This window comes from Fictibacillus sp. B-59209 (genome assembly GCF_036216745.1).
GTDB classification, from domain to species: domain Bacteria; phylum Bacillota; class Bacilli; order Bacillales; family Fictibacillaceae; genus Fictibacillus_C; species Fictibacillus_C marinisediminis.
Genome location: NZ_JARMMC010000041.1, coordinates 48,874 through 73,352 on the forward strand (window position 1 = coordinate 48,874; position 24,479 = coordinate 73,352).

32 protein-coding genes and 1 other RNA gene are annotated in these 24,479 nt (G+C 40.4%); 12 read left to right on the forward strand and 21 right to left on the reverse strand.

Annotated features, from left to right (window positions below; translation table 11 throughout):
- Positions 1 to 130: 130 nt before the first annotated feature.
- Together P4361_RS22205 and P4361_RS22210 are read left to right on the forward strand one after the other, a co-directional pair.
- Positions 131 to 1,018, forward strand: coding sequence for a helix-turn-helix domain-containing protein (locus P4361_RS22205; RefSeq protein ID WP_328091059.1), 888 nt, complete (start codon positions 131 to 133; stop codon positions 1,016 to 1,018).
- 57 nt (positions 1,019 to 1,075) lie between these two features.
- A complete protein-coding gene (locus P4361_RS22210; RefSeq protein ID WP_328091060.1) occupies positions 1,076 to 1,411 on the forward strand; it encodes a YciI family protein in 336 nt (111 codons plus the stop codon).
- Positions 1,412 to 1,442: 31 nt separating this feature from the next.
- Here the strand turns inward: P4361_RS22210 and P4361_RS22215 are convergent, their stop codons facing one another.
- From P4361_RS22215 to P4361_RS22225, 3 genes are read right to left on the reverse strand one after another with little or no spacing between them, the layout of a single operon-like run.
- Positions 1,443 to 1,973 (reverse strand): ferric reductase-like transmembrane domain-containing protein, encoded by a 531-nt coding sequence (locus P4361_RS22215; protein WP_328091061.1) that lies wholly within the window; start codon positions 1,971 to 1,973, stop codon positions 1,443 to 1,445.
- Positions 1,970 to 2,869, reverse strand: coding sequence for an FAD:protein FMN transferase (locus tag P4361_RS22220; protein ID WP_328091062.1), 900 nt, complete (start codon positions 2,867 to 2,869; stop codon positions 1,970 to 1,972). Before P4361_RS22220 ends, P4361_RS22215 begins: the two co-directional genes overlap by 4 nt.
- Complete coding sequence (locus P4361_RS22225) at positions 2,866 to 3,177, reverse strand: hypothetical protein (protein ID WP_053357143.1); 312 nt, start codon at positions 3,175 to 3,177, stop codon at positions 2,866 to 2,868. The genes P4361_RS22220 and P4361_RS22225 overlap by 4 nt, the downstream gene beginning before the upstream one ends.
- Positions 3,178 to 3,400: 223 nt before the next feature.
- Here P4361_RS22225 and P4361_RS22230 point away from each other — a divergent pair, with 223 nt between their 5' ends.
- The 5 genes from P4361_RS22230 (at position 3,401) to P4361_RS22250 (ending at position 6,807) form a co-directional block, all read left to right on the forward strand.
- On the forward strand, positions 3,401 to 3,835 hold the full coding sequence (locus P4361_RS22230) for a MarR family transcriptional regulator (protein WP_328091063.1): 435 nt from the start codon (positions 3,401 to 3,403) through the stop codon (positions 3,833 to 3,835).
- A 49-nt stretch (positions 3,836 to 3,884) separates the two neighbouring features.
- Positions 3,885 to 4,520, forward strand: coding sequence for a nitroreductase family protein (locus tag P4361_RS22235; protein WP_256224497.1), 636 nt, complete (start codon positions 3,885 to 3,887; stop codon positions 4,518 to 4,520).
- 33 nt (positions 4,521 to 4,553) lie between these two features.
- Entirely contained in the window at positions 4,554 to 4,847 is a 294-nt protein-coding gene (locus P4361_RS22240; protein WP_328091064.1) for a putative quinol monooxygenase, read from the forward strand.
- A 279-nt stretch (positions 4,848 to 5,126) separates the two neighbouring features.
- Positions 5,127 to 5,294, forward strand: coding sequence for a hypothetical protein (locus tag P4361_RS22245; protein ID WP_175501771.1), 168 nt, complete (start codon positions 5,127 to 5,129; stop codon positions 5,292 to 5,294).
- 310 nt (positions 5,295 to 5,604) lie between these two features.
- Complete coding sequence (locus P4361_RS22250) at positions 5,605 to 6,807, forward strand: FAD-dependent oxidoreductase (protein ID WP_328091065.1); 1,203 nt, start codon at positions 5,605 to 5,607, stop codon at positions 6,805 to 6,807.
- A gap of 135 nt (positions 6,808 to 6,942) precedes the next feature.
- On the opposite strand, the gene gvpU is transcribed toward P4361_RS22250, so the two are convergent.
- The 13 genes from gvpU to gvpT (P4361_RS22315) form a co-directional block, all read right to left on the reverse strand.
- Positions 6,943 to 7,344 carry a gas vesicle accessory protein GvpU gene (gvpU, locus tag P4361_RS22255; RefSeq protein ID WP_062232722.1) on the reverse strand — a complete coding sequence of 134 codons (402 nt, stop codon included), beginning with the start codon at positions 7,342 to 7,344 and terminating at the stop codon, positions 6,943 to 6,945.
- A gap of 14 nt (positions 7,345 to 7,358) precedes the next feature.
- Positions 7,359 to 8,243 (reverse strand): GvpT/GvpP family gas vesicle accessory protein, encoded by an 885-nt coding sequence (gene gvpT, locus P4361_RS22260; RefSeq protein WP_328091067.1) that lies wholly within the window; start codon positions 8,241 to 8,243, stop codon positions 7,359 to 7,361.
- A 57-nt stretch (positions 8,244 to 8,300) separates the two neighbouring features.
- Positions 8,301 to 8,603, reverse strand: a complete 303-nt coding sequence (locus tag P4361_RS22265) for a gas vesicle protein (protein WP_328091068.1) — start codon at positions 8,601 to 8,603, stop codon at positions 8,301 to 8,303.
- 30 nt (positions 8,604 to 8,633) lie between these two features.
- Positions 8,634 to 8,918, reverse strand: a complete 285-nt coding sequence (locus P4361_RS22270; RefSeq protein WP_053357136.1) for a gas vesicle protein K — start codon at positions 8,916 to 8,918, stop codon at positions 8,634 to 8,636.
- Positions 8,905 to 9,159 carry a gas vesicle protein gene (locus P4361_RS22275; protein WP_053357135.1) on the reverse strand — a complete coding sequence of 85 codons (255 nt, stop codon included), beginning with the start codon at positions 9,157 to 9,159 and terminating at the stop codon, positions 8,905 to 8,907. Before P4361_RS22275 ends, P4361_RS22270 begins: the two co-directional genes overlap by 14 nt.
- 16 nt (positions 9,160 to 9,175) lie before the next feature.
- On the reverse strand, positions 9,176 to 9,982 hold the full coding sequence (locus tag P4361_RS22280) for a GvpL/GvpF family gas vesicle protein (protein ID WP_328091069.1): 807 nt from the start codon (positions 9,980 to 9,982) through the stop codon (positions 9,176 to 9,178).
- 10 nt (positions 9,983 to 9,992) lie between these two features.
- Complete coding sequence (locus P4361_RS22285; protein ID WP_062232709.1) at positions 9,993 to 10,250, reverse strand: gas vesicle protein GvpG; 258 nt, start codon at positions 10,248 to 10,250, stop codon at positions 9,993 to 9,995.
- Positions 10,247 to 11,011, reverse strand: a complete 765-nt coding sequence (locus P4361_RS22290) for a GvpL/GvpF family gas vesicle protein (protein WP_328091072.1) — start codon at positions 11,009 to 11,011, stop codon at positions 10,247 to 10,249. Before P4361_RS22290 ends, P4361_RS22285 begins: the two co-directional genes overlap by 4 nt.
- A 7-nt stretch (positions 11,012 to 11,018) precedes the next feature.
- Positions 11,019 to 11,936: a gas vesicle protein GvpN gene (gene gvpN / locus P4361_RS22295; protein WP_328091074.1), complete on the reverse strand. Its 918-nt coding sequence runs from the start codon at positions 11,934 to 11,936 to the stop codon at positions 11,019 to 11,021.
- Positions 11,937 to 11,970: 34 nt separating this feature from the next.
- Positions 11,971 to 12,234 carry a gas vesicle protein GvpO gene (gene gvpO / locus P4361_RS22300; protein ID WP_062232705.1) on the reverse strand — a complete coding sequence of 88 codons (264 nt, stop codon included), beginning with the start codon at positions 12,232 to 12,234 and terminating at the stop codon, positions 11,971 to 11,973.
- A gap of 80 nt (positions 12,235 to 12,314) precedes the next feature.
- Complete coding sequence (gene gvpA / locus P4361_RS22305; RefSeq protein WP_062232702.1) at positions 12,315 to 12,578, reverse strand: gas vesicle structural protein GvpA; 264 nt, start codon at positions 12,576 to 12,578, stop codon at positions 12,315 to 12,317.
- Positions 12,579 to 12,615: 37 nt separating this feature from the next.
- Positions 12,616 to 13,191 carry a gas vesicle protein GvpQ gene (gene gvpQ, locus P4361_RS22310; RefSeq protein WP_231689210.1) on the reverse strand — a complete coding sequence of 192 codons (576 nt, stop codon included), beginning with the start codon at positions 13,189 to 13,191 and terminating at the stop codon, positions 12,616 to 12,618.
- A gap of 515 nt (positions 13,192 to 13,706) precedes the next feature.
- Complete coding sequence (gene gvpT / locus P4361_RS22315; protein WP_139223341.1) at positions 13,707 to 14,117, reverse strand: GvpT/GvpP family gas vesicle accessory protein; 411 nt, start codon at positions 14,115 to 14,117, stop codon at positions 13,707 to 13,709.
- 232 nt (positions 14,118 to 14,349) lie between these two features.
- Between gvpT (P4361_RS22315) and P4361_RS22320 the strand changes: the two genes are divergently transcribed.
- From P4361_RS22320 to P4361_RS22340, 5 genes are all read left to right on the forward strand, one after another.
- Positions 14,350 to 15,006, forward strand: a complete 657-nt coding sequence (locus P4361_RS22320) for a PIG-L family deacetylase (RefSeq protein WP_328091085.1) — start codon at positions 14,350 to 14,352, stop codon at positions 15,004 to 15,006.
- Positions 15,003 to 16,328 carry a glycosyltransferase family 4 protein gene (locus tag P4361_RS22325; RefSeq protein WP_328091077.1) on the forward strand — a complete coding sequence of 442 codons (1,326 nt, stop codon included), beginning with the start codon at positions 15,003 to 15,005 and terminating at the stop codon, positions 16,326 to 16,328. Before P4361_RS22320 ends, P4361_RS22325 begins: the two co-directional genes overlap by 4 nt.
- Positions 16,325 to 17,503: an ATP-grasp domain-containing protein gene (locus P4361_RS22330; protein ID WP_328091078.1), complete on the forward strand. Its 1,179-nt coding sequence runs from the start codon at positions 16,325 to 16,327 to the stop codon at positions 17,501 to 17,503. Before P4361_RS22325 ends, P4361_RS22330 begins: the two co-directional genes overlap by 4 nt.
- A gap of 33 nt (positions 17,504 to 17,536) precedes the next feature.
- Positions 17,537 to 18,607 carry a phosphotransferase gene (locus P4361_RS22335; protein ID WP_328091079.1) on the forward strand — a complete coding sequence of 357 codons (1,071 nt, stop codon included), beginning with the start codon at positions 17,537 to 17,539 and terminating at the stop codon, positions 18,605 to 18,607.
- Positions 18,608 to 18,682: 75 nt separating this feature from the next.
- Positions 18,683 to 19,252, forward strand: coding sequence for a kinase (locus tag P4361_RS22340; protein WP_328091081.1), 570 nt, complete (start codon positions 18,683 to 18,685; stop codon positions 19,250 to 19,252).
- 193 nt (positions 19,253 to 19,445) lie between these two features.
- Here the strand turns inward: P4361_RS22340 and ssrA are convergent.
- The 5 genes from ssrA to P4361_RS22365 all read right to left on the reverse strand — a co-directional run bounded on the left by ssrA (position 19,446) and on the right by P4361_RS22365 (position 24,291).
- Positions 19,446 to 19,806: a transfer-messenger RNA gene (gene ssrA, locus P4361_RS22345) on the reverse strand.
- A 120-nt stretch (positions 19,807 to 19,926) separates the two neighbouring features.
- Positions 19,927 to 20,394 (reverse strand): SsrA-binding protein SmpB, encoded by a 468-nt coding sequence (smpB, locus tag P4361_RS22350; protein WP_053357118.1) that lies wholly within the window; start codon positions 20,392 to 20,394, stop codon positions 19,927 to 19,929.
- A 105-nt stretch (positions 20,395 to 20,499) separates the two neighbouring features.
- Entirely contained in the window at positions 20,500 to 22,800 is a 2,301-nt protein-coding gene (rnr, locus tag P4361_RS22355) for a ribonuclease R (protein ID WP_328091082.1), read from the reverse strand.
- 27 nt (positions 22,801 to 22,827) lie between these two features.
- Positions 22,828 to 23,580 carry a carboxylesterase gene (locus tag P4361_RS22360; protein ID WP_328091083.1) on the reverse strand — a complete coding sequence of 251 codons (753 nt, stop codon included), beginning with the start codon at positions 23,578 to 23,580 and terminating at the stop codon, positions 22,828 to 22,830.
- Positions 23,581 to 23,598: 18 nt separating this feature from the next.
- Positions 23,599 to 24,291 carry an alpha/beta hydrolase gene (locus P4361_RS22365; RefSeq protein WP_328091084.1) on the reverse strand — a complete coding sequence of 231 codons (693 nt, stop codon included), beginning with the start codon at positions 24,289 to 24,291 and terminating at the stop codon, positions 23,599 to 23,601.
- Positions 24,292 to 24,479 lie beyond the last annotated feature (188 nt).

Here is a 24,479-nt window from a genome sequence, read left to right on the forward strand (position 1 = left end):
AAATGAACGGTCATAATAGATATAAATATAAAGGACCGTTCCCCGGAATGCAAGAACTAATAATAGCTTCAATTGACGAAAAAATATGTACTTAAGATAATAGAATCAGACGTTTACTTGGAGGTAAGGGATGAAACAGAGAAAAGTAGAAATCATTGAGTCGGCGATTGCCTTATTTGCGGAAAAAGGATTTCATTCAACATCCATTCAGGACATCACCGATCATGCTGGGATGTCAAAAGGGGCTTTTTATAATTATTTTTCCTCTAAGGAAGAATTGATGATTGCCCTATTCCATTACTACAACGATAAAATCAGTCAAAAGATCTCAGAAATCGGGGAACAAAATCTTCCTCCTCGCGAAACAATAAAAAAGCAAATGGTCGCACTGTTTACTTCATTCACAGAACATAAAAACTTCATTATCATGCATTTCCGCGAACAGAACTCGACGATCAATGAAGAAATGCGGAAGCATATGCTGAAAACGCAATATAGATCGATGAAATGGCTGGAAACAAACCTGCTTTCTTTGTACGGAGAAGAAATTACTCCTTATTTAGGGGATTTAATTTTGATGGCTCAGGGTCTTCAAAACACGTACATTCGTATTTTTATTTTTGATGATCAGCTTCTCCAGCCGGAGGCATTGGCTGAATTCCTGCTGCAGAGATTGGATGACATCGTTGCCGGTTTGCAGAAAACGAAGGCTACGATGATTTCGATCAAGAACTTAGAAAACCTGTTCTCCCGGCTTCATCTCCATACGGAACAATCTCTACAGGATACCATTCATCAAAAACTTTTAAACATGGGGAAAACGCTGGATAAACTCCCACTACCCGCTGAAAAAAGGGACGAGCTGAAAAGTGTCATCGAATTCTTGCTGAGTGAAAATGAAAAAACAGATCCGAACAAGATGGTGTTCCAGGGCATGCTTGCCAACTTAAAAGGGGTAAAGGAATTGGAGAATGACAGGAAAGACATTGCGAGGATTATGGGGATTGAGCTTCTTTAATTCCAAATAAAGAAGGACTATAGACATACGAAGAAATTGAATATAAGGAGCCTCTAAATGACGCAAAAACAATTTATTTATACGTTAAAATTGATTCCGCGATTAGTAGATGAAAACAATTGGACTGAAAAAGAGAAAAGCATCGTATCAGATCACTTTCAAGCACTGCAGGAGTTAAAGATGGCAGATAAACTCATTATGGCCGGCCGGACCCTGAACATGGATGAAACCACGTTCGGCATTGTCATTTTGCTTGCTGATACGAAAGAGGAAGCCAGAACAATGATGGAAAGTGATCCTGCAGTAAAAGAAGGAGTCATGACCGCTGAACTTTTCCCTTACAAAATTGCCTTGTTGAACGAAAACTTTCTAAAACTTAATCAAAATGCATAATAAAAAGACCCTGCCGATTTGGCGGGTCTTTTCAATGGCTGCTGCGAAGTTTTTTTGAACGAGTCATCGCTGCTCCTAAGTATATGGTTCCGCAGACAATAACGGCAAAGGTTCCCCAATAGAAGAATGGAGCCCGATTTGCAGCGGAATCCGTTCCCATCAGAATGCCGTGCAGAAAGGAAAGAAGCCAAAGCGGAAGCACAAGGTAATGTGTTTTCTTCCAAACTGACCTGCCGATCACTTTCATAAAATCTGATGTGATTATGACGATGAGCAGCATATAGGCCGCAATCGTCCCGAGTCCTGAGAGGATGGGGTGATAGGAAGACGCAAATGGAACGAAGATAGCTTCCAGTGAATAAGGTTCATACTGATCAAATAGAAGCAAAAAGGCATGGATCCCAATAAACAGCAAGGCAACCTGCCCGATGATCTGGTGAAAGGAAAGATAAAATCCCTTGTTGCGTGGAACATGGCGCATAATACCTGCCAGTAAGGATAGGGTCAGCAATAAATAGGCGGTTAAGCCTGTAACCCGTATAAAGAACCAGATCCAGTTCATTGTGCCACCTCCAGTTTTTCATATAGCGTGGAATCCCCGCCGACAGCGATTCTATGATCCTCGAAATAAACAAAATAAGCAATGCAGGGGAAATTTCGATAGAGCAATGTTTTTGCCTCTTCATAAGGAAGAATGCAAAAGATTTTTGCTGCGGTTTCTGCCTCCATGACATTTTTAGCGATTACACTTGCCTGAAGTACCCCATTGTTGGCAAGCCTTCCGGTCCGTCCATTTAAAATATGATTGTACTCCCTGCAGCCCATGCTCCACTTCCGAACATTTTTCCCAGACGTGGCAAGCGCACAGTTGGTCAGCTGCAGCCGGATCATATCCCTCCCCATTTGTATGGGATGTTCGATTCCTGCTTCCCGGGTGCCTGTCACCAGCAAATCTCCTCCTGCATTAATCAGCCAGCTCTCCTTTTCATCCACAAAGAACAGCTCCTTCATCCGATCGACAATAAATCCTTTTCCAAAACCGCCAAAGTCGAACGAAAAAGGCTGTGTCTTTATGATGCAGTTTTTTGTCAGCTGATCAATCGGCTCTTTAAATTGATTTTCCGTAACAAAGGAAACCATCTCCTTCTCGGAGGATTTTTCTCCTTTTTCAAAGGATTGAGCATATCCTGAGGCCTTCATGCTATCTCCGCCAAATGGATGGACATAATAACCCGTCTTTCTTGCCAGCCGCAATGAACGTTCCAGCAGTTCAGCAACCTGTGATTGAAGAAAAACAGGCACATTTAAGGGAGCATTATTGATCACCTCAAGCGCATTATTTGGAAGAAAGCGGCTCGCCGCCTGTTCAAAATCCAGCATCTCATTCTTCACAAGCATTTTTGTTTCCATGTCCATTCCATCAAGCTGAATGGTACAGTTCATCGCATTAAATTTCATCGTGAAGAACCCGAACTTCCTTGGCCCTGATCAAACCCGCCCTGTGGTCCCTGCTGAAACTGATCTTGTCCCCAATCGGAAGACTGGCCATCTCCCTGGCTGAAATCATCGCTTTGCCCATTATCCGTAAACGCCGAGGAATCACCCTGATCGTTAAAATCATCTTGAACGTCTTGCCTGCCACTACCTTGTGACGGGTTATTCTGCACTGTCGTCCCTGTGTTTTGATTTTTTGCAACCAGACCGCCAAACGTGAAGAATGCAAGGGTGCTGACAGAGATTACGGACCACTTCACCTTTTTATTCATCGTTCGCCACTCCTATATCATTAAAGTCATTTCTACTTTGTATTTTTTCAAGGTATACACAGAGTCTACTTGACGAACCTTAATCAAACCTTAAGTTTTAAAGATTTGAGCTATGTCCTTGATTTTTTCTTACAACCGCGTTATATTAATTGACGCATCAATCATTGAGGTGTCAAATATTAACCGGTCAATCATTCTTTTAATGACGAAAGAGGAGATTTACTTGAACCAATCATGTGCTACAAAAACGCATATCGCCTATACATTACGGGAGCTTCACAACCAGATCAGCCCAAAATTTGAACGATGTACAGGAATCAGCCAGTCCCGGCTTGAGCTCCTTCATCGTCTATATGAAGTTGAGGAGATCAGCCAGACCACCCTTCAAAAAGAGGTCAAAATTGACAGTGCTGCTGTCACGAGGCACTTAAAACAGCTTGAAATCTCAGGGATGGTCGCAAGGCGGAAGAATCCCAAGGATAACCGAGTAACGCTCGTCAGCCTTACCGATCAAGGCCGCAATGAAATCATTGCCTACAGAAAAGAAAGAGATCAATTTGTCTCTAACCTTTTGAAAGATTTTAAAGAGGAAGAGCTTCCAGTTCTTTTAGATATGCTTAAACGCATGCAGCATAACGCTGACCAGATTGAAGGTTAGCCTTTTGACACCTTAGACAAACATCATAAGTAAAAAGGGGAATCTATCCATGAATACAACATTAGTAAATAACTTTAATGATATCGTGACTGGACGCCGTTCCATTCGCTATTACGATCCATCCGTTAAAATCAGCAAGGAAGAGATGACAGAAATCCTTAATAAAGCTACAATGGCACCTTCTTCTGTCAACATGCAGCCATGGCGTTTTCTAGTGATTGAAAGTGATGAAGCAAAAGCAACGCTCGCTCCGCTTGCTCGTTTTAATAACTCTCAAGTGGAAACTTCATCTGCCATGATTGCTGTATTCGGAGATTTGAACAACTTCGATAAAGGTGAAGAAATCTACAGCAAAGCCGTTGAGCTTGGCTACATGCCGCAAGATGTAAAAGAACAAATGATGGGCAGACTCACCGCCCACTTTGATACTCTTGATCCTGAGGTAAATAAGGAGACAGTATTAATCGATGGCGGCCTCGTATCCATGAATCTTATGCTTGCCGCACGTGCCCATGGCTATGATACATGCCCCATCGGCGGTTATGAGAAAGATAAAATTTCTGAAGCTTTTGGATTGGATAAAGACCGTTACGTTCCGGTTATGCTGATCTCCATCGGTAAAGCAGCGAATACTGGGTATCCGTCTGTTCGTCTTCCTGTTGAAGAAGTGGCGGAGTGGAAATAAATTTTATATAAAAAAACTAAGGGATGAATAAGAATGATCATTATTCACGCAAAAAATTATGTTAATGCAGCAAAAGAAGAGGAATTTGTAAACGAGATTCAGCAGCTTATCTCAGCTTCAAAAGCGGAAAGCGGCAATATCTCTTACGAACTGTTCAAAGATACAGCAGAAGAACATGCCTACATGATGGTGGAAGTGTGGCAGGATCTAGTAGCAGTAGATGCTCACAATAAAAGCGAACACTTCACTTCCTTCGTTGCAAAAGCGCCTGAATATCTCAGCCGTCCAATAGAACTTAAAGTGTTTAACGGAAAACAGATTAAATAATAAAAATCATGGGCAAATCAATGCCCATGATTTTTAACTTTTGTTTAGGCTTAGTTAAAGCATATTTTTGATTTTCTACAAAAAAGGAATTAAGATAGCTTGCATTTTTTCGTTTCTGCTTGAAACGGACTTCTTTAAACATGGAAGATGTTTAATACTGTCCGATCCCCTGCACAGAAAACCCCAGCAAAAAGTAGATCAGTGAAAAACCCAGAGAATTGTACATATCATTACAGTTATAATAATGTTAAAGTGTTAACATTTAAAGGAGCTGTTTTAATGTCAGATTTGTATTTATTTTTCATGATTGCGATGATCGGCGGACTTGTCGTGCTGATCGGTACAATCATTCTTATTACCAAAAAGATCACTGCACCCAATGATGACCTGAACAAAAAGATTCATCACTTGGAGAAAGAAGTTGAAGATTTGAAAAGAAGATTGTAAAAGACCTGCCGACTAGAACAGGTCTTTTTTAGAATAGTATCATTCCCAAAACAAATACTTCCTATAGTATTCGCTCAGCGTGGTGTTTCTGCGGTTTCAGCAGCTAAAGAACAGTAATTTGATGGAGCCGTTACTTAGCAACGGCTCCTTTTATTTAAAGCCATGAAGGAGGTTTGGTCATGAAATTTTTAAATACAGTTGGCCTTCTCACATTTACACTCATGTTATATCTTCCAACTACTTTCTGTTTAACTCACTAAGTATACAGGGTAAAAGTACTAGATACGCAGTAATTTCGGGAGGAAAAGATATGGATTTGCATAACGGCAGCCTTTTTTGGCCGACCACGCTAGACGGTGAGAAGACCATAAAAGGAAGACAGGAACTCGACACACATTATGATGCAGTAATCGTAGGCGGCGGCATGTCCGGCGCTCTAACGGCGTTTACTCTCGCACAGGAAGGTTTGCATATTGCCATTGTGGATAAGAGGGAGATGGCTGCGGGCAGTTCTTCTGCCAACACAGGCCTTCTTCAATTTTCAAATGATATTATGCTTCATGAGCTGATTGATCAGATTGGCGAGGATCAAGCCGTGCACTTTTATAAGCTTTGCCAGAAAGCAGTGGACCAGCTGAAAGAGGTAGCTGGGACACTTCCCCGTGAAGTGGATTTGATCAAACGAAAAAGCATTTGCTATGCGAGCATTGAGGAACATGTTCAAAAGCTGCAAAAGGAATATGAGGCCTTAATCAAGCATGGCTTTCCTGCTGAATATTGGACCAAAGAGGACATGAAAGAGCATTTGCCATTTGAAAAACCGGGGGCTTTAATTACGCATGGAGATGCCGAAGTCAATCCTTACCGTTTTATTCAGGGGATCTTGGAACATTTGGAGCAAAAAGGCATTCATTTGTTTGAAAATGTGGAAGCTAAAGAGACAGAAGAACAAGATGACCGCATTTTGCTGCACACCTCCATCGGCACATTCTCAGCATCCCATTTGATTTATGCAACAGGATATGACACAATCCCTATTAATGAAAAAATCGGATCAGACATCAACCGATCCTATGCGATCGCGACTGAACCGATTGAAGATTTGTCTTCCTGGGAAGATAACGCAATGATCTGGGAAACGAAACGACCTTACCTTTATATGAGGACAACCGTTGATCATCGCATCATTGCAGGCGGATTGGATGAAGATAAGCCTGAAGCGCCTCAAAGTGAAGAATGGATCGCCAACCGTGCAGAGCGGATTCAGCAGGAGCTTATAAAGCTGTTTCCTCATCTCCCTATAAAGATTGCCTACGCCTGGGGGGCAAGTTTCGGTGAATCCCTCGATAACCTTCCATTCATCGGAAAGCATCCTCATAAAAACCGCCAGTACTATCTGCTTGGGTATGGAGGAAACGGAACCGTATACAGCATGCTTGGCTCTCATATTATTAGAGATTTGATTTTGGACCATCCAAATGAAGATGCTGAACTTGTAAAACTGGATCGGTAATTGAAAAAGTTACACTGACTGTTTAATTGGCCAAAACATGTTCAAAAAACTTAAAATAAAAGGGGCTGTCCAANNACTTTCAGGACAGCCCCGTTTTTTAAACATTTCTATTTGATTTATTTAAGCATTATTACTTTAACTTTTACTGTCAGAAATTCTTCCGAGGAAAAATCCATCAACCTGATCCAACTTTCCCCTCCAAAGAATTTTCCCCTTAGATGGAGTTGAATTACTATCACCACAAAACACTCGTGTGTTCTTTAAATGAATGAAATTTATATCGCTGTTGTTATTGTCGTCTTCTGCCGCCTCACCGGCTTTAACAAGGCGCTCGCCTATCTCCTGAGCGATCTCGTTTCCATCCTCAAACGTTTCAGCCAGCGTTTCGAAGTATTCTTGAGCGGTGATCGTTGTGCCTGTAATGACAGCCCCTTTGACATTTAACGTAATATCTAATGAAAACCCATGTTTATTGCAGGCCTTCACAAAAAATTCAAGTATGCTGTCTTTAGATTGGGATGACGTGGTTGAACTCATCAAATATCCTCCTCTTATTTCGAAGATGTATCGTCATTGCTGGAAAGAGATGTCTCTGATTTGCTGCTTTTTGCTTTCTTTGAATTCTTATTTTTTGCAGGTGTCTTTTTGGTTTTTGATTTTGTTGTTTTCTTTGCAGGCTTCTTTTCCTCTTCGTCGTCTTCTTCCTCGTCATCTTCGTCTTCATTTACATTATTGTTTACGTCTTCTTCCTCATCTTCCTCTTGTTCGTCTTCCTCTTCCTCTTCTTCCTCATCATCTTCGTCTTCATTTACATTGTTTACGTCTTCTTCTTCTTCTTCTTCTTCTTCTTCTTCTTCTTCATTATCCAACTCTAATTGCTCTTCTTCATCTTGCTTTTTCTTCTTTTCCTTCTTTCCTTTTTTATCTTTTTTTTCATCTTTTTCCTCACTTGCATCAACCATTTGCTGCAATTTCTGTTCTAACATTTCCATTCGTTCACTTAGTTTCTTATTTTCATCTTCGAGTGATTGATACTGTTTGTTTTCGTTATTTCCATTATCTTGATTTTGGTCTTCGTTTGTAACATCTGTTTCTTCGCTTTGATCGTTATCCTGGTTCTTATTTTTCTTAAATAAACTGGATGTTTTTTCTTTTAGACCTGTAGCCGCTTGCTGTGATTTGGCAAACCCGGTTTCTTTAACGCCACTTAACTTTTCTTTAGCAGATCTGCCTATATTTTTACCTTTATCTTTCAGGTTGGCTTTTTCTATACCAGCCAATATTTTTTTTCCGGTTTTCGGGGTAGCAAGCAATCCTACAGTAGCACCTACAACTCCTCCTACAAGTGTTCTATTTACGGGACTTTCACTTAACTTTTTCTTCTTTTCACCTGTTTGATTTTCAACTTGGGTATTTTCAGTTTGGTTAGTAGCCATGTTATTTTTCCTCCTTTAATATCTTTAACTTTTTTATTTGAAATGATTGAAAGTCAATCATTTACTGCCTACATTCTCTTCTAAAAGTCGGATTCGCTCCATTAATTCTTTGTTTTCTTCTTCCAATGTTCGATTGCCCTCTGAAGCCTTGGAGGATAGATAAGGATCATTTTCCCACCAGTCCATGCCGATTTCTTTTGCTTTATCTACAGAGGCCACAATCAGGCGGATTTTAATGGTTAGCAACTCTACATCAGCGATACCAACCGTTATATCCCCAGCAATGACAACCCCTTTATCCAGTATCTTTTCTAATACATCGACTATTGTACTGGACTCTGCAGGATGCTGTACTGCCATTTTTATCACTCCCTAATTTGCACGTCTGGCTCATAATAGGTTCCCTAAAGGCCCAAGATCAATATTTAAATCTTCATCCTTTAAATTAAAAATGGTTTTAAGCTCGTCCATTTTTACTTCTAAATTCATCAATGCCACACCAAGGTTTTCAATTTGTTCATCGGTTAAATTTCCGCCGTCCACCCGGCGGATGGCGTGCCTTTCAACGATTTGCCTTAACAATTCAATGACCGTCAGAACCAGCTGTGCCAAGCCATGCTCAGCATTATCGGGATCCAGATTAATTTTCCCGCTGGATGGATTAGTTGCTTGCATAAATTAGGCCCTCCCTTTGTTTATCAAATTGGTCGGACGAGATGTCTTTACGATTGCCTGAAGATGAGTTAACAAGCGTTTCAACTGAAGCAATCAGCACACGCAGATCAAGGTAAACCAAATCTACCCCTGCAATTGAAATGATTAGATCTCCTTTTATGGCGACACCTTTATCTAAAATCACATCTAATATTTCAATAAGAGTAACTTCCTTATTTTCAATGGCTTCTCTGTGTCCCATGAGCTAATCCCTCATTTCAGGTTAAGCTTGCGAAATGGTAGGCGGGCCATGGACCAGAAGCCTCGAACTTCCAACCAGTTTCTGCAAGCTCATTTTTCCTTTTTTTAATTTCTTCTAAAAATTCATCCACTGTATCTGCCGGTATAAGGTATACGCTATTCCAGCACATATCGAATTGTTTCCCTGTTACATCCTTACCCCAATTTTTTTTTATTGAATCATGAAGGGAGAATTTGGCAAGTTCCTCATGGATCTGTTCACACGTTTTATTTATTTCTTTCTCTAACTCCTGGTCTGCCAATTGATCGATCTTTCTTTTTTCAAAGAATTGTCTGCCAGGAGACAATTTGCTTATCTCTTCTTTTTTTTCTTCTATTAATGAATTGTGGCCACTGATAAAGTCTTTTAATTTTGAGTGGTCACAATAGATTTTCAAATTCCATTCCTCGTTGCCTGCGAGTTGAGTAAACGAGTTGGTGATCTTCTTTTGGTGATCTTCAATTGTTTCGATCAAGCTATTTTCGCTTTTATAAATCGTACAAAATTTCATTGGAATTACTGTATATTGTTTTTGGAGTGCCAATAGAGCTTCATGGTGATGAAGCGCCTTTCCTTGAAGCCATTCCATGTCATTGTTCATTTTTTCTTTAATTGATTCTTCTGAATACGTGTCTGCATCAAGGTCACAGACAACAGCCGTAATTTCATTTAATTGAATGGTATATACTTCATTCTGTTCATCTAACCCCCGAAAAGAAGGAACTGCGTCTTTTATTGCTTCTTCGGTGGGAATAAGTCCATATAAATAAACGAGTTTCGCCATCTTTATTCCCTCACTTTTGCTTCTTCGTCAAATTCTCCCACTCTTCCATTTCCCGCTGTTTTGCTATCTCATATCTTACTAACAATACTTCTTCTTGTTCCTTGTAGACCTCTTCCGGTATTTCTTCAAGTTCATACATCATTTGAAGCTGAATCAATTTTTGCTGAATAAATGAAATGTCATACAGTTCCCGATCCACTTCTTCTTTTACCTTTTCACCAACTTTAATGACAAGATTCATCGGGGACATTAAAAGTTTGTGGATCATGTTTCCTCAACCTTCAGCTGAATGTTGATGAAATTGTAGGCAGGCCATGGACCGGAATACTTAAAATCGAGTTTGTCCTCCCATTTTTCATGAACTTCATTTACTTTTTGGTCAAAGAGTTCTTCCTTATCGCGGTCAATTAAAAAGGCTGCATTCAAAAGCATCGTTTCGCCAATCGGCTTGTTGATTTTTGAAGCTGTAGATGCTTCTTTTAATGGATCAAAGATTTCCGCTTTAATATCATTTTGAAGAGAACTGAAAAATTTTTGAGCCATTTCGCCAAGCTGAATGCGTTCATAATACGCTGCATCCTGAGACTTGCCTTGAACCGTTTTTTTCATTTGTTCTACTTCAGGTTTTTTATTAATTTCCTCTTCCAGCCATTGTTTTTTGCCCATTACCTTTAGACCAAGTTCTATTTTTCCCTTTATTTCTGGAAACAACTGTTCAAACTGCGGATACAAATTTTCCAGTAAAACTTTTACATCTTCTTTTGAATTGAACACATTTCCAAAACTAATGGGAATGACCGTATCGTTTTGAGCCATAACAGAAGATATCACATCTTGATGAGCCATTAAGTTTTCCTTATTGGGATGATATATTTTCATTGGCACTTTTGCTGCTACAATGGCTGCATCCTTATAATGAATGGTAAACGTTGATCTTTCTTGGCCTTCAATGGTGACATTTCCAAACTGATACTTATCCTCTGTTGTTTTTATACCGCAAAATATATAAATACCTGTTGATTGACTCATTGATCGCTCACTCCTTTACTGCTTTTTTGCATTCGCTTATTATTAACTCTCTTAGCTTTGATGGATCCTTCTCATCCATGCATTTGGCGACAGGTGCGAATAAGATGTCCAGGCATAACCGCTGAAAATCTTCATCTTTACCGTTTATTGGGATATCCGCCTCATCTGCAAGTTTTGCAATCATAATAGAAGCCCGCAGACTTGGTCCGTTATTGCTGTTTTCACTGCATTTTTCTCTGAGAGCAGCAACAAAACTTGTTATGGCTTTTGCTTGATTTGAATCAACACCTGTTTTGCTGGAGACAATGGCGGCTTCAGTATCTTTGTCTGTATAATCTAACGGAATGGTGATCAGACGATCTAATAAAGCATCCTGTGTTTCGTAAACGCCTGCATATTCAGAAGGATTGCTCGTAAAGATTACTGTGAATTTCGGATGGACTTTCATAAAGGGATCTTTTTGCTTCGTGCCGTATAACGGTAAAATCCCCTCTTCCAAAATTGAAAGGAAAATATTATTAGTTGAGGGCTCAGAACGGGTAAATTCATCATAAATCAATGTGTACCCATTTTTTACAGCATCCAATAATCTTCCGTTATTCCACGTTTCCGTAACATTTTCTTCTTTTTTGTAAACCGAACGGATAAAATTATCGACCACTTTTTGGGTGGTATATCCTGTATATGCCCCAATTAGGTCAGCATTCGATAACTCCCGGTTCCCATGCATTAACATAACGGGACGTTTTCGCTTTTTCGCTAAAAGGAGTGCAAGAGTCGTCTTGCCAACTCCAGGCGGTCCTGTGAAATGGACGGGATAACCTGCTGAAAGATAGTTTAAGGAACGAGAAATTAAGTTTTTTATACCGTCATGCTGCAGTAAATCTGATTTTACTTTGTTTTTGTTTTCCGTTAAGACCGTCATTTTTTACTCCCCCATTCCAACCCATCATCGCCTCCTAGTCTTCAGCAATAGCACTTCGATATCGGATGTTTATCCTTGTGAAAGACGTTACTTCTTTCTTTTTGTTCAAGGAAACTTGATAGACGCCCAACATTTCATCCTTTGCATATTTCTTCATGTAATCTTTTTCTTCGATCACTTCCACAATGACTTTCCAGCCTTCATCTTCCGTGCCTTCAACTGATGTAATCTTGTGAGGGGGGGCTACATGCTCTTTGAAAAAGTCATTTACCGCATCCATTAGTTCTTTTATTTCCATTGACAGCCTCCACCTTTGCTATTAGAAATATTTTAGTAGGTGGTCAGAGCAGCTTTTACACTGCTCTGACCGTATAATAGTTAAATGCTAAAGGCTTGGCTGCCTCTTTCATTTGACTGAGATGGCAGTCCTTCTTTTTCAACCTCATCTCGCAGCAACCCAACTGCCTCAGCATATCGCAGCCATGTGTCAACACTTGCAATAACTACCCTAGCTTCAATAGTTATTAACTCTATTCCCACAAGAGAAACTCGTGCGAATACATCGATTACAACACCCTTATCAAGAATTCGGTCGATAACCTCTGCAAGACTTGAACTATCCGTACTTTTTTGAACACTCATCTTTTCATTCTCCTCTCTTTAAATAAAATAAGATTTATTAGGAACTGATGGTTTTAATATCAGTTGCTCGTTTAATATCCTTTGAGCTTTTAATATCATTGGAGCTTTTCAACTGATTGGAACTTTTGATGTTGTTAGCCCCTTTGATATCATTAACACTTTTAAGCTTCGTATTTTTTTTCTTGGAATTAATTTTTTCCTGAAACTCTTCTCCTGCTTCTTTTAAATTCTTAAGTTTATCCTGGACATTTAATAAAACATCTCTTACTTTGTCTGCTGCTTGCTCAGCTTTGCCATGAACTTTATCAGCGTTCTTTTCTTTCGCATCTTCCAATTTTTCAGCAGCCTTACTCACTTTGGACTGAAGCTCTTCCTGAAATTTTGATTTAAGCTGATCCTTGGCCTCTTCTTTTACCTTTTCTTTAGCTTTATCTTTCAAACCGGAAGGGCTTTTCTTCACTGCTTTTACAGCTGCTTTCATTGCTCCTTTTTGCATCCCTTTCTTTGCTTTCTTTCTGACGCTCGGGATCATAAAAGAAGCTGTACTCGCAAGTAGTCCTCCTATAAGTGTGCCTTTTCTTAATTTGCTTTGTCCTGATGTTTGCCGAGTCACCAAATCCCCCCTTTCAAAAATAAGTGAACCTTTACTCAATGAAGGTTGTCTGTGAATGTACTCGAACAAACGAAATCAAATTAATGATTCCATAAAAACGCTATACCCCTTTACTAACGCAATAAAAACATGGACCCGTTGGAACACTGTGTTTCTTACCATTATTTTCACTTATTATGTCAGCGTAATCTTGCTGAAAAATGAAAAACACTGCTTTGGCAGTATTTTATTTGTGATTTTTATAAAAACATTAAAAATATTACAGTTAGATTACATTTACTCAAACAATATGACTATAACGTTCCTAGTCATTGTTTCTTTCAATAAAAACTAAATTTACTATATTTGTGGTCAATTTAGTACGGAGATCCAATAATACGTTGATAAGAGAAAAGTCATAAAGAAAAGGAAGTTGTTAGTAACAAAAGGGACCGGGTCACATAAAAAAACCTGTCCATATACATAAAAAATGGACAGGTTCTGAAAGTATACATTTATATAAAGAACAGGACTTTTTACTCAGCTAGCTTGTTTATTTTTTCTTCTAGCATCTGTAATTGGTTTGCTAGCCGTTTATTCTCCTCTTCTAGTGCAGAATACCTTGTTGATTCATTATCTTCATTTTTTCTCGCCTTCTCTTTCTCATCAGAGTCCTTGCTTTTATCTTTATTTAAGAAACCCGCTGTCGTCGATTTTATATTTTTCAATGCTTGTTCTGTTACCCTTTCTTGAACTGATCTTCCTATTTCCGCAGCTAAATTTTTTATGGTTTCTGATTGTCTAATGTGAGATACCACTAATTTGCGTGTTTCAGGTTTATACAACCATCCTATTGTTGCCCCGACGGCTCCTCCTATGAGGGCTCTGGAAACGGAAGCCTCTTTACTATCTTCTGATGGCTTGTTGTTTTCATTATCATTCATCATACTTACCTCCTGTTTTGCTTACACCCAAAAAGTCTTTCAATTAATGAGCTTTGCTTATTCATGTTCCACATTCTAATTTATTTTAAACTCAAACCGGAACTCTCTATAAGTAAATAAAAGGACCTGCCAATGATTTATGATAAATTTCCAATTCCTTTCCACTAATGTCAGTTTCCTAACTAATGGTGTGTCCATATATATAAAAGAACGAAAAAAAGTCGAGGTGAAATACATGAGTACCAATGTAATTGTGATTGCTGCTCATCCAGACGATGAAATCCTTGGCCCTGGTGGAACAATAAAAAAATTGGTTGAAAATGGATATAAAGTGATTTCCGTGGTTGTTGCAAAGGGGCGTAAGGAAAAAGAGGATTGCATTAAAGAATCAATGTTAGAGGCTAATAAATACTTGGGGGTAGAAGAGGTTGTTTTTTTAGAATATCCGAATCTACTATTAGAAACTCTCCCTTTACATTCTCTAACTAAAGAAATTGAAGCGCTTTTGGCCAAGTATGAGCCTTCCATGATTTTTACTCATCATTACGGAGACCTAAACCGGGACCATCAAATATTGTACCAAGCCGTAATTACTTCAGCCAGGCCATTGCCAGGGAAAAAGGCTGCTGAAATACTCTGTTTTGAAACGGTTTCTTCATCTGAATGGAGTCAACATACGAACGATAAAGAATTTAAACCAAACTATTTTGTGGATATAACAGAAACTATTGATGATAAACTCAAATCTCTTTCTTTTTATCACGTGGAGATGAGGGATTTTCCTCATCCCCGTTCATATCAAGGAGTGAAATCATTAGCACAGGTCCGAGGCATGACGGTTGGAGTAGATTATGCGGAAGCGTTTGAAATCATCAGGAGGGTATGGAAATGACAGACCGTCAATATTCAACACAACCTCCATTATTTATCCCCTATCCCCATTTAGTATCTGCAATGGATCAATATTATGGACTGACAACAGCTTTAAAAAAAGAAAAAAACAAACCGGATATCCAGAAATCCTTTGAATTAAAACAAAAGAAAAACATGAAAATCTTAATCACTACTTTCTGGAACTATCCTTTTGTTGGCGGATTGCAAAACTACATCACTGCACTTAAATCAGGATTGGAAAGCTTAGGCCACATTGTCCATATTGCTGCACCTAACCACTTCGAAAATGATGGCATTGACGGCATGCGCCAAACAATTATGGAGGATGTAAAACAATTTTTTGTTAAAAGGTATGGAAGTTTCAGTGAAAAGATCATCCAAAATGTTTGGCAAATGCGCAGATATGAATGGATGCTAAAGTGCGTGGATATTTCTAGGTATGATATTATTCACGCACAAGATCGGTTTACAGCAAATGTCATGTGCCAGCTTAATGAAGGTTATCAAAAACCGCTGCTGTTCACTCCCCACGGCTTTATGACACACACACGTCTAAAGTTTAATCTAATTGAAAAAGGGTCTGCAGAAGAAGCTTACTTTTTGGCCATTGACCAAAAAGCCGTTCAAAGCTCGACCCATATCATTAGTTTATGTGAATATTTTCGACCGTTGCTAAACAGTTTAGGTACTGCGGAAACCAAGTTGACAACTGTTTACACTGGAATTGATTTTGGAATTGGCCCTCAAGGGAAATCAAAGAAAACTGCAGATAAGACAATTATTACCTGTATCTCTCGTCTCCGGCCGCGTAAAGGCCATAAATACCTGTTTGAAGCACTTTCGCTCATTAGAAACAAGCTTGAAAATGTTGAAATATGGATTGTAGGAGAAGGATCAATGAGAGAAGAGCTTGAACGCCAATGTCAGGATTTACAGCTGGAAAATGTGTATTTTCTAGGAAAGAGAAAGGATATTCCAAAAATATTAAAACGATCAGATATTTTTGTCCTGCCAACTACCAGTGATACACTTCCCATTTCTGTGATAGAGGCGATGTTTGCCCGGAAAGCGATCATTACAACAAACTGTGGCGGAATACCAGAAATTATTCAGGACAATCATTCGGGGCTTATAGCTGAACCGGGTAACTCTCAACAACTAGCTGAAAAATTAACGATCCTTCTGGACGATTCCGTACTAAGGAATTCTTTGGCACAAAATGCTAAATTCTTTGCTGAAAAGCATTTAACGATTGCCAGTATGGCTAGAAAGATTGAGGAAGTTTATCAATCTTTTTTGCACAGAGGTGAGATGCAGTGAGGCATGATCTACCAGCCGTAGTTTTAGATTTAAGTGCGACTGGGATCGGGATAGTTCGGAGTTTAGCCGAACAAGGCATAAAAGTATATGCATTTGATACAGAGAGCAAGCAAAAAATTGGAAAAACCAGGTATGCAAGCTGCGGTGTATGCCCTAATCCTGTTTCTGAGGAAGAAAAATTATTAGAGCACCTTACAAGGCTAGGACAAACATTTGAGGAGAAAGCGGTACTCTACGCTGGATCGGATGACTATGTGCGCTTTATATCAAAATACAGAGATCAGTTGTCTTTGAATTATCTTTTTCTTTTACCTGACCATTCATTAATCGAGGCTGTGTTAGATAAAAGATTAACCTACGATTTATCAGTAAAATATAACGTTCCATGTCCTAGAACGTTCATTATTGATGATGAAGATCATCTTGAGCGGATTGTTTCTGAAGTAATGTTCCCCTGTATATTAAAACCAGTCATTTCCTCCAATTTCCGGAATCGTATCGATCATCATCTGTATAAAAAAGCAATATTAGTTGAAAATCCAGTCCAGTTAAGGGAAGAGTACCTCTTTTACAGCCGTTTTGGAGAGCTCATGATTCAAGAGGTGATTCCTGGAGAAGAGGCATCCATTTATTCAGTAAAAACTTTATTTGATGAGGAAATGAATCTAATTGGACTCTGGATGAATCAAAAACTCCACCAATTCCCTCCAGACTTCGGTTCAACCGCCATGGCGTTAAGTATCAGAGATGAGGACGTAATAAATATGGCAGTGCCATTTTTGCGTAATATCAAGTTAAAAGGCCTGGCAATTGCGGAATTTAAGAGGGATGAAAGAGACGGCAAGTTGAAATTTATTGAGATTAACCCCAGGATTGGGTTAACCCAAAGATTGTCAATAGCCTGCGGTGTAAATTTAGCATACTTGAACTATTTGCTGGTAACTGGACAAAATCCTTCCCCAGTGACGAAACAGACAGAGGGCATCAAATGGGTTTACCTGGTCCGCGATTTTCTATCCTTCCGCCAAAACAAAAAAAAAGGGAAAATGACAATCACCGAATGGATAAAAAGCCTTTCCGGACATAAGGTAGAAGCTTTATTCAGCTGGAAGGATCCACTTCCATTTATAAGGAGCTTTGTGTCCCACATTCGATATTTATGGACAAGAAAATGAGTTTTTCAATATAAATTAGGGGGGATTTCTGCATTGAGCAGTAAAGAAGTAATCGTAAAACAGTGGAATCAATATGGATGGAAAAAAAAGTTCGAATTTTTCTCAAAAAATGAAGTGGCGCTGCCTGAAGATAAAATAGAATGTCTTAAAAATTCCAGGGAAAAAACAAGTATCTGGAAACTGATCCTTACAGATGGCCTAAACAGTCTTCCAGTAGTCCTCAAAATATATAAACCACCTTTTAATGAAAATCATAGTGTGGAAATTAACATGTATCGCAGCGGATATACTGCAATGGCTGAATTTATGCCAAAAATGTATTGGATTGAGGAAAGAGTAAATGATGACGAAATCTGGCTATTTACAGAATTTGTTCAACCTTTGCGCGGGCAAATCAAGATTACGCCCAAACATCTCGATCTTATCATTCCGACTGCTGCAAAATTCCATGCCCGCACATTTGGTGATCGGATAACCAGGTACAAGGATTCTTTTGATTCCTGGCTGCCCCGATATGATTCTGCGCTGGCAAACACAGAAAGACGCAAACATATTGAAAAAACAAAAGAATATCTAGATCTTGCGATGAAAGATCCAGGTGTAAGAGAAATAGTAGAACCTGGATACAACACTATTCAAAATATCCTGCAAAAGGGGCCAATTTTCTTTCCGGAAATTATGGAAGCAGACCAGTGCCTCATCCACGGTGATCTTCATCTTCATAATCTTTGCTGCCAAAACGGCACGGATGAAGAAAATTGGAGCATTCAAATGATTGACTGGGAGTCTGCTAAGTATGCACCCTGTTCATTTGATATGGTTGTACTGGTTGAATTGTTGATTGATTTCAGAACGGACTGGCATAAAAAGGAAGAAGAAATAAGAAATCATTGCATGCTGTTATACGCTCAGGAAATGCAAAAAGAAGGAATAGCCTTTCATACAGACACCCTAAAGCTATTAAAAATGGCTTATTTACAAAGAACATTAGAGAAAAGACTCCTAAATCACCTTAGAAGGGTGTTGAATGGAGAACAAAGTGTTCTGCTAAAAAGATACATTGAAAAAATAAACAGCTGGGGGAAAGAATTGGGTTTATACTAGCAGATCACCGTTAAAAACTTAAATACACTAATTGAGTTGCTGCTGAAGTCTAATTTTAATAAAGGAAGTGTATTAATGGAAAGTATAACAGCGATAGCAGCCAGGAATAAAGGAAAATTAGATTTGGAAAACCTCACAAAATACAAACAGCTTGGCAAGGGCGGTGATGGAGCGGTTTTTCAAATTAGTCACAATAAATGTGTAAAAATTTTCTGGAAAGAAAAAACTCAAAAACTTGAACTGAAGGCATTAAAGAAAGGACAATCATCCCCAATCATTCCCCGACTCTATGAGTATGGATCCAACTATATTGTCATGGAGTATATCAACGGATACAATCTGAAAAAATACCTCAAAAAAAAGAAACGTTTTTCTGATTCAAAAATAAAACAAATATTATACATGCTTTCTGAATTTAAGAGGATAGGTTTTTTGAGACACGATACAGAGGTACGTCATATTTACTTCAACGAGAAGGGAGAGGTAAAAGTGATCGACCACAAAAGGGCATTTACCACTGATAGAACTTATCCCATGAAGTTAATATCGGGTCTTGAAAAGCTCGGATATGCAGAGGAATTCCTTCAAGAGGTCAAACAGATTTCGCCAACCACTTTTAATGAATGGGCCAAATATTATCAATAACCTTTTAGATGGCGTCAACATGCTGCCATTTTTTCTTTTTCTTCAGGTAAACCATTGAATGAACTGACCCTTAAGATTATAAGTTCCCAATTGTACATGAGATATTACAGATATAAAAAAAACCTAACACGGTTAGGGTTAGATTTTGATCTCTACGCAAAGAAATATGTAAAAAACCACCAACAGTATGTATTGGTGGAGACGGTGGGAGTCGAACCCACGTCCAAAGATAACGGCACTTAAGCTTCTACGAGTGTAGTCGATACATTGGCGTTTCGCGGCTTCATTTGCCTATCGACAGGCGTTTGGAGCGCTAGCCTGATTGTGCTCTTCCTTCGTCCTCAGGCGGAGGACAGCCGGCGTAGCCCACTAAGAGTGAGACCCTTACCCTACCACATGGGCGATGGAGGGAGGATCAGCTAAAGTGCTATTACGCAGCTAAAGCTAGGTTGTTGTTAGTTTTGCCAGTTATAGGCGTTGGCGTTTTAACGAGGCCGACCCCCTCGACTCGCAACTTAAGCTCGAACTATCCCTGTCGAATCCGTAACGTCCCCATGGAAGATCCCGGGGTGAATCTACGGGAAAAGTTAAAGCTGCTGCATTTATTCAATTGTCAGCAACAAAGTTATTATAGCATTTTTGTGGTGTTTTTTCAACCGGACGCACCCTCCAGTTTATGCCTTTTGGCGGTCTCTGAAGGCCCGTTCGATCTCACGTTTTGCATCTTTTTTCTTCAAATCTTCACGCTTGTCGTAGTTCTTCTTTCCTTTCGCAAGGCCAATCAGAACTTTAGCGAAACCATTTTTCAAATACAGTTTCAACGGTACAATCGAGTAACCCTGTTCCTTCGTTGCACCGAGCAGTCTGCTGATTTCCTTCTTGTGAAGAAGCAGCTTGCGGGTTCGCAATGGATCATGATTGTAGCGATTGCCCTGGTCATACGGGCTGACATGCATGTTATGAAGAAACATTTCTCCATTTTGTACGCGGGCAAATGAATCCTTTAGATTAATCCGGCCAGCTCGAATGGCTTTGATTTCTGTTCCCTGGAGGACGATTCCTGCCTCAAAGGTTTCTTCTATATGATAATCGTGCCGCGCTTTTTTATTTTGTGCGACAAGTTTTCCTTCTCCTTTTGGCATATGTTCCTGACCTCCCCCAAACAGTGCAAACTTAATTATACTAAATTGGTCAGGAAACGTCAATGTGACTGGACTTCATCACAAAAACGTTTCCCGCCCTAGCTTTTACCTCTTTTTGTTTTTCTTTTTCTTTTTCGTTATGTTCCCTTTGTAGAACGGCTTTTTCTTGCCTTTTGTAGAGCCGCCTTTATCTCCGTGTTCGTTCTCCGGACGGCGTGTCTTCCGTTTGCGTTCACCGCCTTCGATCACTTTTGGACGGTCTTTGCCCCGTTTTCTTGGTGTGCCTTTCATGCCGACGATTTCAAAATCGATCGCGCGTTCATCCAGGTTAACGTTAATGACGCGAACTGAGATTTCATCACCAATTCTGAACACATTCCCTGTGCGTTCTCCGATCATCGCCATATGCTTTTCATCATAACGGTAATAATCATCCGCCAGATAGCTCACATGGACGAGGCCTTCTATGGTATTCGGAAGCTCTACGAACAAACCAAAGTTTGTCACGGAGCTGATAACTCCATCGTATTCTTCACCGATTTTATCCTGCATGAATTCAGCTTTTTTCAAATCATCCGTCTCACGTTCAGCATCTACGGCACGGCGTTCCATTTCTGACGCATGTTTCGCGATCTTCTCGAGCTGTGCGGTCCACTTCCCTATCGTTGCCGGATCTGTTTTTTTATTAATAAGATAGGTTCGAATTAAGCGATGGACGATCAAGTCGGGATACCGGCGGATCGGCGATGTAAAGTGAGTGTAGAATTCGGTTGCCAATCCATAGTGCCCAAGGCTCTCAGGGAAGTATTTTGCCTGTTTCATGGATCGCAGCATAATTTTGCTGATCACCATTTCTTCCGGCTCGCCTTTTACTTCCTCCAGGAGTTTTTGAAGTGCAAGCGGATGGACTTCAGTAACCGCATCTTTTAAAACATAGCCAAACATAGCGATGAACTCCAGGAACCGCGAAAGCTTCTCTGCATCCGGGTCTTCATGGATCCGGTACATGAACGGCAATTCTGCTTTATGAAAATGCTGAGCAACGGTTTCGTTCGCACAAAGCATGAATTCCTCGATCAGACGCTCTGCCACGGAACGTTCCCGAAGAACAACATCCTGCGGCTCACTGTTTTCGTTCACCAGTACTTTTGCTTCAGCAAAATCAAAGTCGATGGCACCTCTCTTGAACCGGCGCTTCCGAAGAATTTCAGCAAGCTCACCCATCCCTTTGAAAAACGGGATCAGCGGCTCATAGCGTTTTAATACTTCTTCATCTTCTTCCTGAAGAATTTTCCTGACGTTTGTATACGTCATGCGTTCAACGGTGCGGATAACACTCGGGAAAATTTCATGCTTGATGACTTCCCCTTTTGGCGTGATCTCCATCTCACAGGATAACGTTAAGCGGTCCACGCGCGGATTCAAGGAACAGATCCCGTTAGACAATCGATGCGGAATCATCGGGATTACACGGTCCACCAAATACACGCTTGTTCCGCGTTCAAGGGCTTCTTCATCGATCGGTGAACCTTCCGTAACATAATGGCTGACGTCCGCGATATGAACACCGAGCTTGTAGTTGCCGTTATCCAGTTTGATGACATTAACGGCATCATCCAGGTCTTTCGCGTCTTCTCCGTCAATTGTAACAATGGTTTCCTCTCGAAGGTCACGCCGCCCTTCGATGTCTGCCGGATCGATCGTGTCAGGAACGCTGTTCGCCTGTTCAAGCGCAGCTTCCGGAAATTCACGAGGCAGGCTGTGCTTAAAAATAACCGAAAGAATATCCACTCCAGGGTCATTCTTATGGCCGAGAATGTGAATAACTTCTCCTTCAGCGCTGTTCCGTCCTTCCGGATATTTCGTTATTTTAACAACGACCTTGTGTCCCTCAACCGCTCCGTTAACGCCATCCGCAGGGATGAAAATATCGTTTGGAATTCGTTTGTCGTCCGCCACCACAAAGCCAAAACTGCGGCTTTCCTGGAAGGTTCCTACCGTTTCTGTGACCCCGCGTTCAAGAATCCGGATAATCGTACCTTCCGGATGTGATCCTTTTGAATTCGTATTTAATCGAACAAGTACGACATCATTGTTCATCGCGCTGCCCATATCGGATTGGGAAACATAAACGTCTTTCCCTTCTCCCGTTTCCGGAATAACAAAGGCAAACCCTTTGGCGTGGGCCTGCACCTTTCCACGGACAAGGTTCATTTTATCCGGCAGACCGTATCGGTTTGTTCTCGTTCTGACGACAAGGCCTTCCTCTTCCATTTCATTCAGCGTGCGGACGAGATCTTTAAAATCCTCAGCCTCCTGAAAACCATACGCATCCTCCAGTTCCTGAACGGTGAGCGGTTTATAGGCTTCTTCTTTCATAAACGCTAGCAATTGCTGTTTATCCACAAATTTTCCTCCTTTAAGACAAAAAGCTTATTCCACGGACCAGTCGAGCTTCTCCAAGAAATTGAAAACATCTTCGTGAAGCTGTCCCTTTTCTTTTCCCAGTGTGATCACATGGGTTGAATGTTCGTACCATTTTAAATCTTTCAGATCGCTTTCTACTTCATTGTAAATAATATTCGCTGATTCTGTATTAATCATTTCATCATGTCTAGCCTGTACCACAAAGGCAGGTGCGTATACCATATCAATGGAATTTCTTACTTCTCCGAGCAGATCCTGCAGCGCCTTCAATGTATTCATCGGCGTGCTTTTGAACGCTTCCATCTCCTGATCGATCTGCTCCTGTGTTTTATTCTCCCTGCTTTTGTATTCGCGAGCGTAGGCAAGTACCCCTTTGTACATCGTTTCCTCACTCTTAATATGCATAGGAGCACACATTGGAATGACACCTTTTACCGGCTGTTCTGTCGCCAGCTTTAACGAGAAAACGCCGCCTAGTGACAATCCGCACACGGCAATTTCTTTGTAGCCGCTTTCTTTTAAATGATTAAATCCTTTCATCACATCGCTCCACCAGTCAGATGGGCCTGTATGTACGAGTTCTTCCGGCGGGACACCATGCCCTTTATATTGCGGCGCGTGGGATGTATAACCCTTTTTCTGCAAATAGCGGCCAAGCATCCTGACATCCGCAGAACTGCCGGTAAATCCATGTAATAATAATACCGCCCGCTTTCCCGCTTCAAACATAAATGGTTTAGGTGCTGTTATTTTCATCATGATGTCTTCTCTCCCTTATTACGATTGTTCCATTAAAAATTGAAAGACTTCCTCAATAAGCTGATCCTGCTCTACATCATGGCAGATCATATGCTTCGATTCTTTCAGATAACAAATCTTTTTCTTCTGTGCAGGTATGGTTTTATATAAGTATTCCGCACTTTTTCTTGGCACAAGGCCGTCACTTTCGCCTTGAATGATTAACGTTGGAGCATGAATCGTTTGAAAGGATGGCTTCAGCGTTTTGACCAGCTTGCGGAACTCAAACGTTGCACGAAGCGGTGTCTCCAAAAACTTTTTACGATAGCGCTGGTAAAGCTCATCGTCTTTTAAATTCCCTTGTATCCCCTTCACTACCATCTCTTTTATATCTTTCACCATTTGAGATGGATTCATATAATAGGCGCTTGCACTCAGCAGGATCAGTTTGTCGCATCCATACTTTGAAGCAAGATATCCCCCGATCATGCCGCCCATGGAAAATCCGAGTATATAAACGGTATCGCTTTTCTTTCTCAATTCCAGAAAAGCGCTTTCTGCTTCATCGATCCAAAGCTTGTGTGTAATGCCTCTCAGCTTGAGCTCCTCCCCGTGCCCCGGATAGGTGGGGACAGACAGGAGCCAGTCGGTATGTTCCCTTAAATAATCCGTAACTGGCTGGACTTCATACGGACTGCCGGTAAATCCATGCAAACATAGACAGCCAATCATACAATCACCTTTTTTAAGTTAAGTTACCCTTTTATGCCCGTAAAAAATCATACCATACGGCACCTGGAAAAAGCTCGGATACGCTGGCTGAAAAATAAGGCTCTTTTCTAAAAGATTGTTGCTCTGGGAACCTTTTTGTAATAGAGCTTCATTGACAAGTTGATTGGAGTGCAAGGGGCGAGACTCCT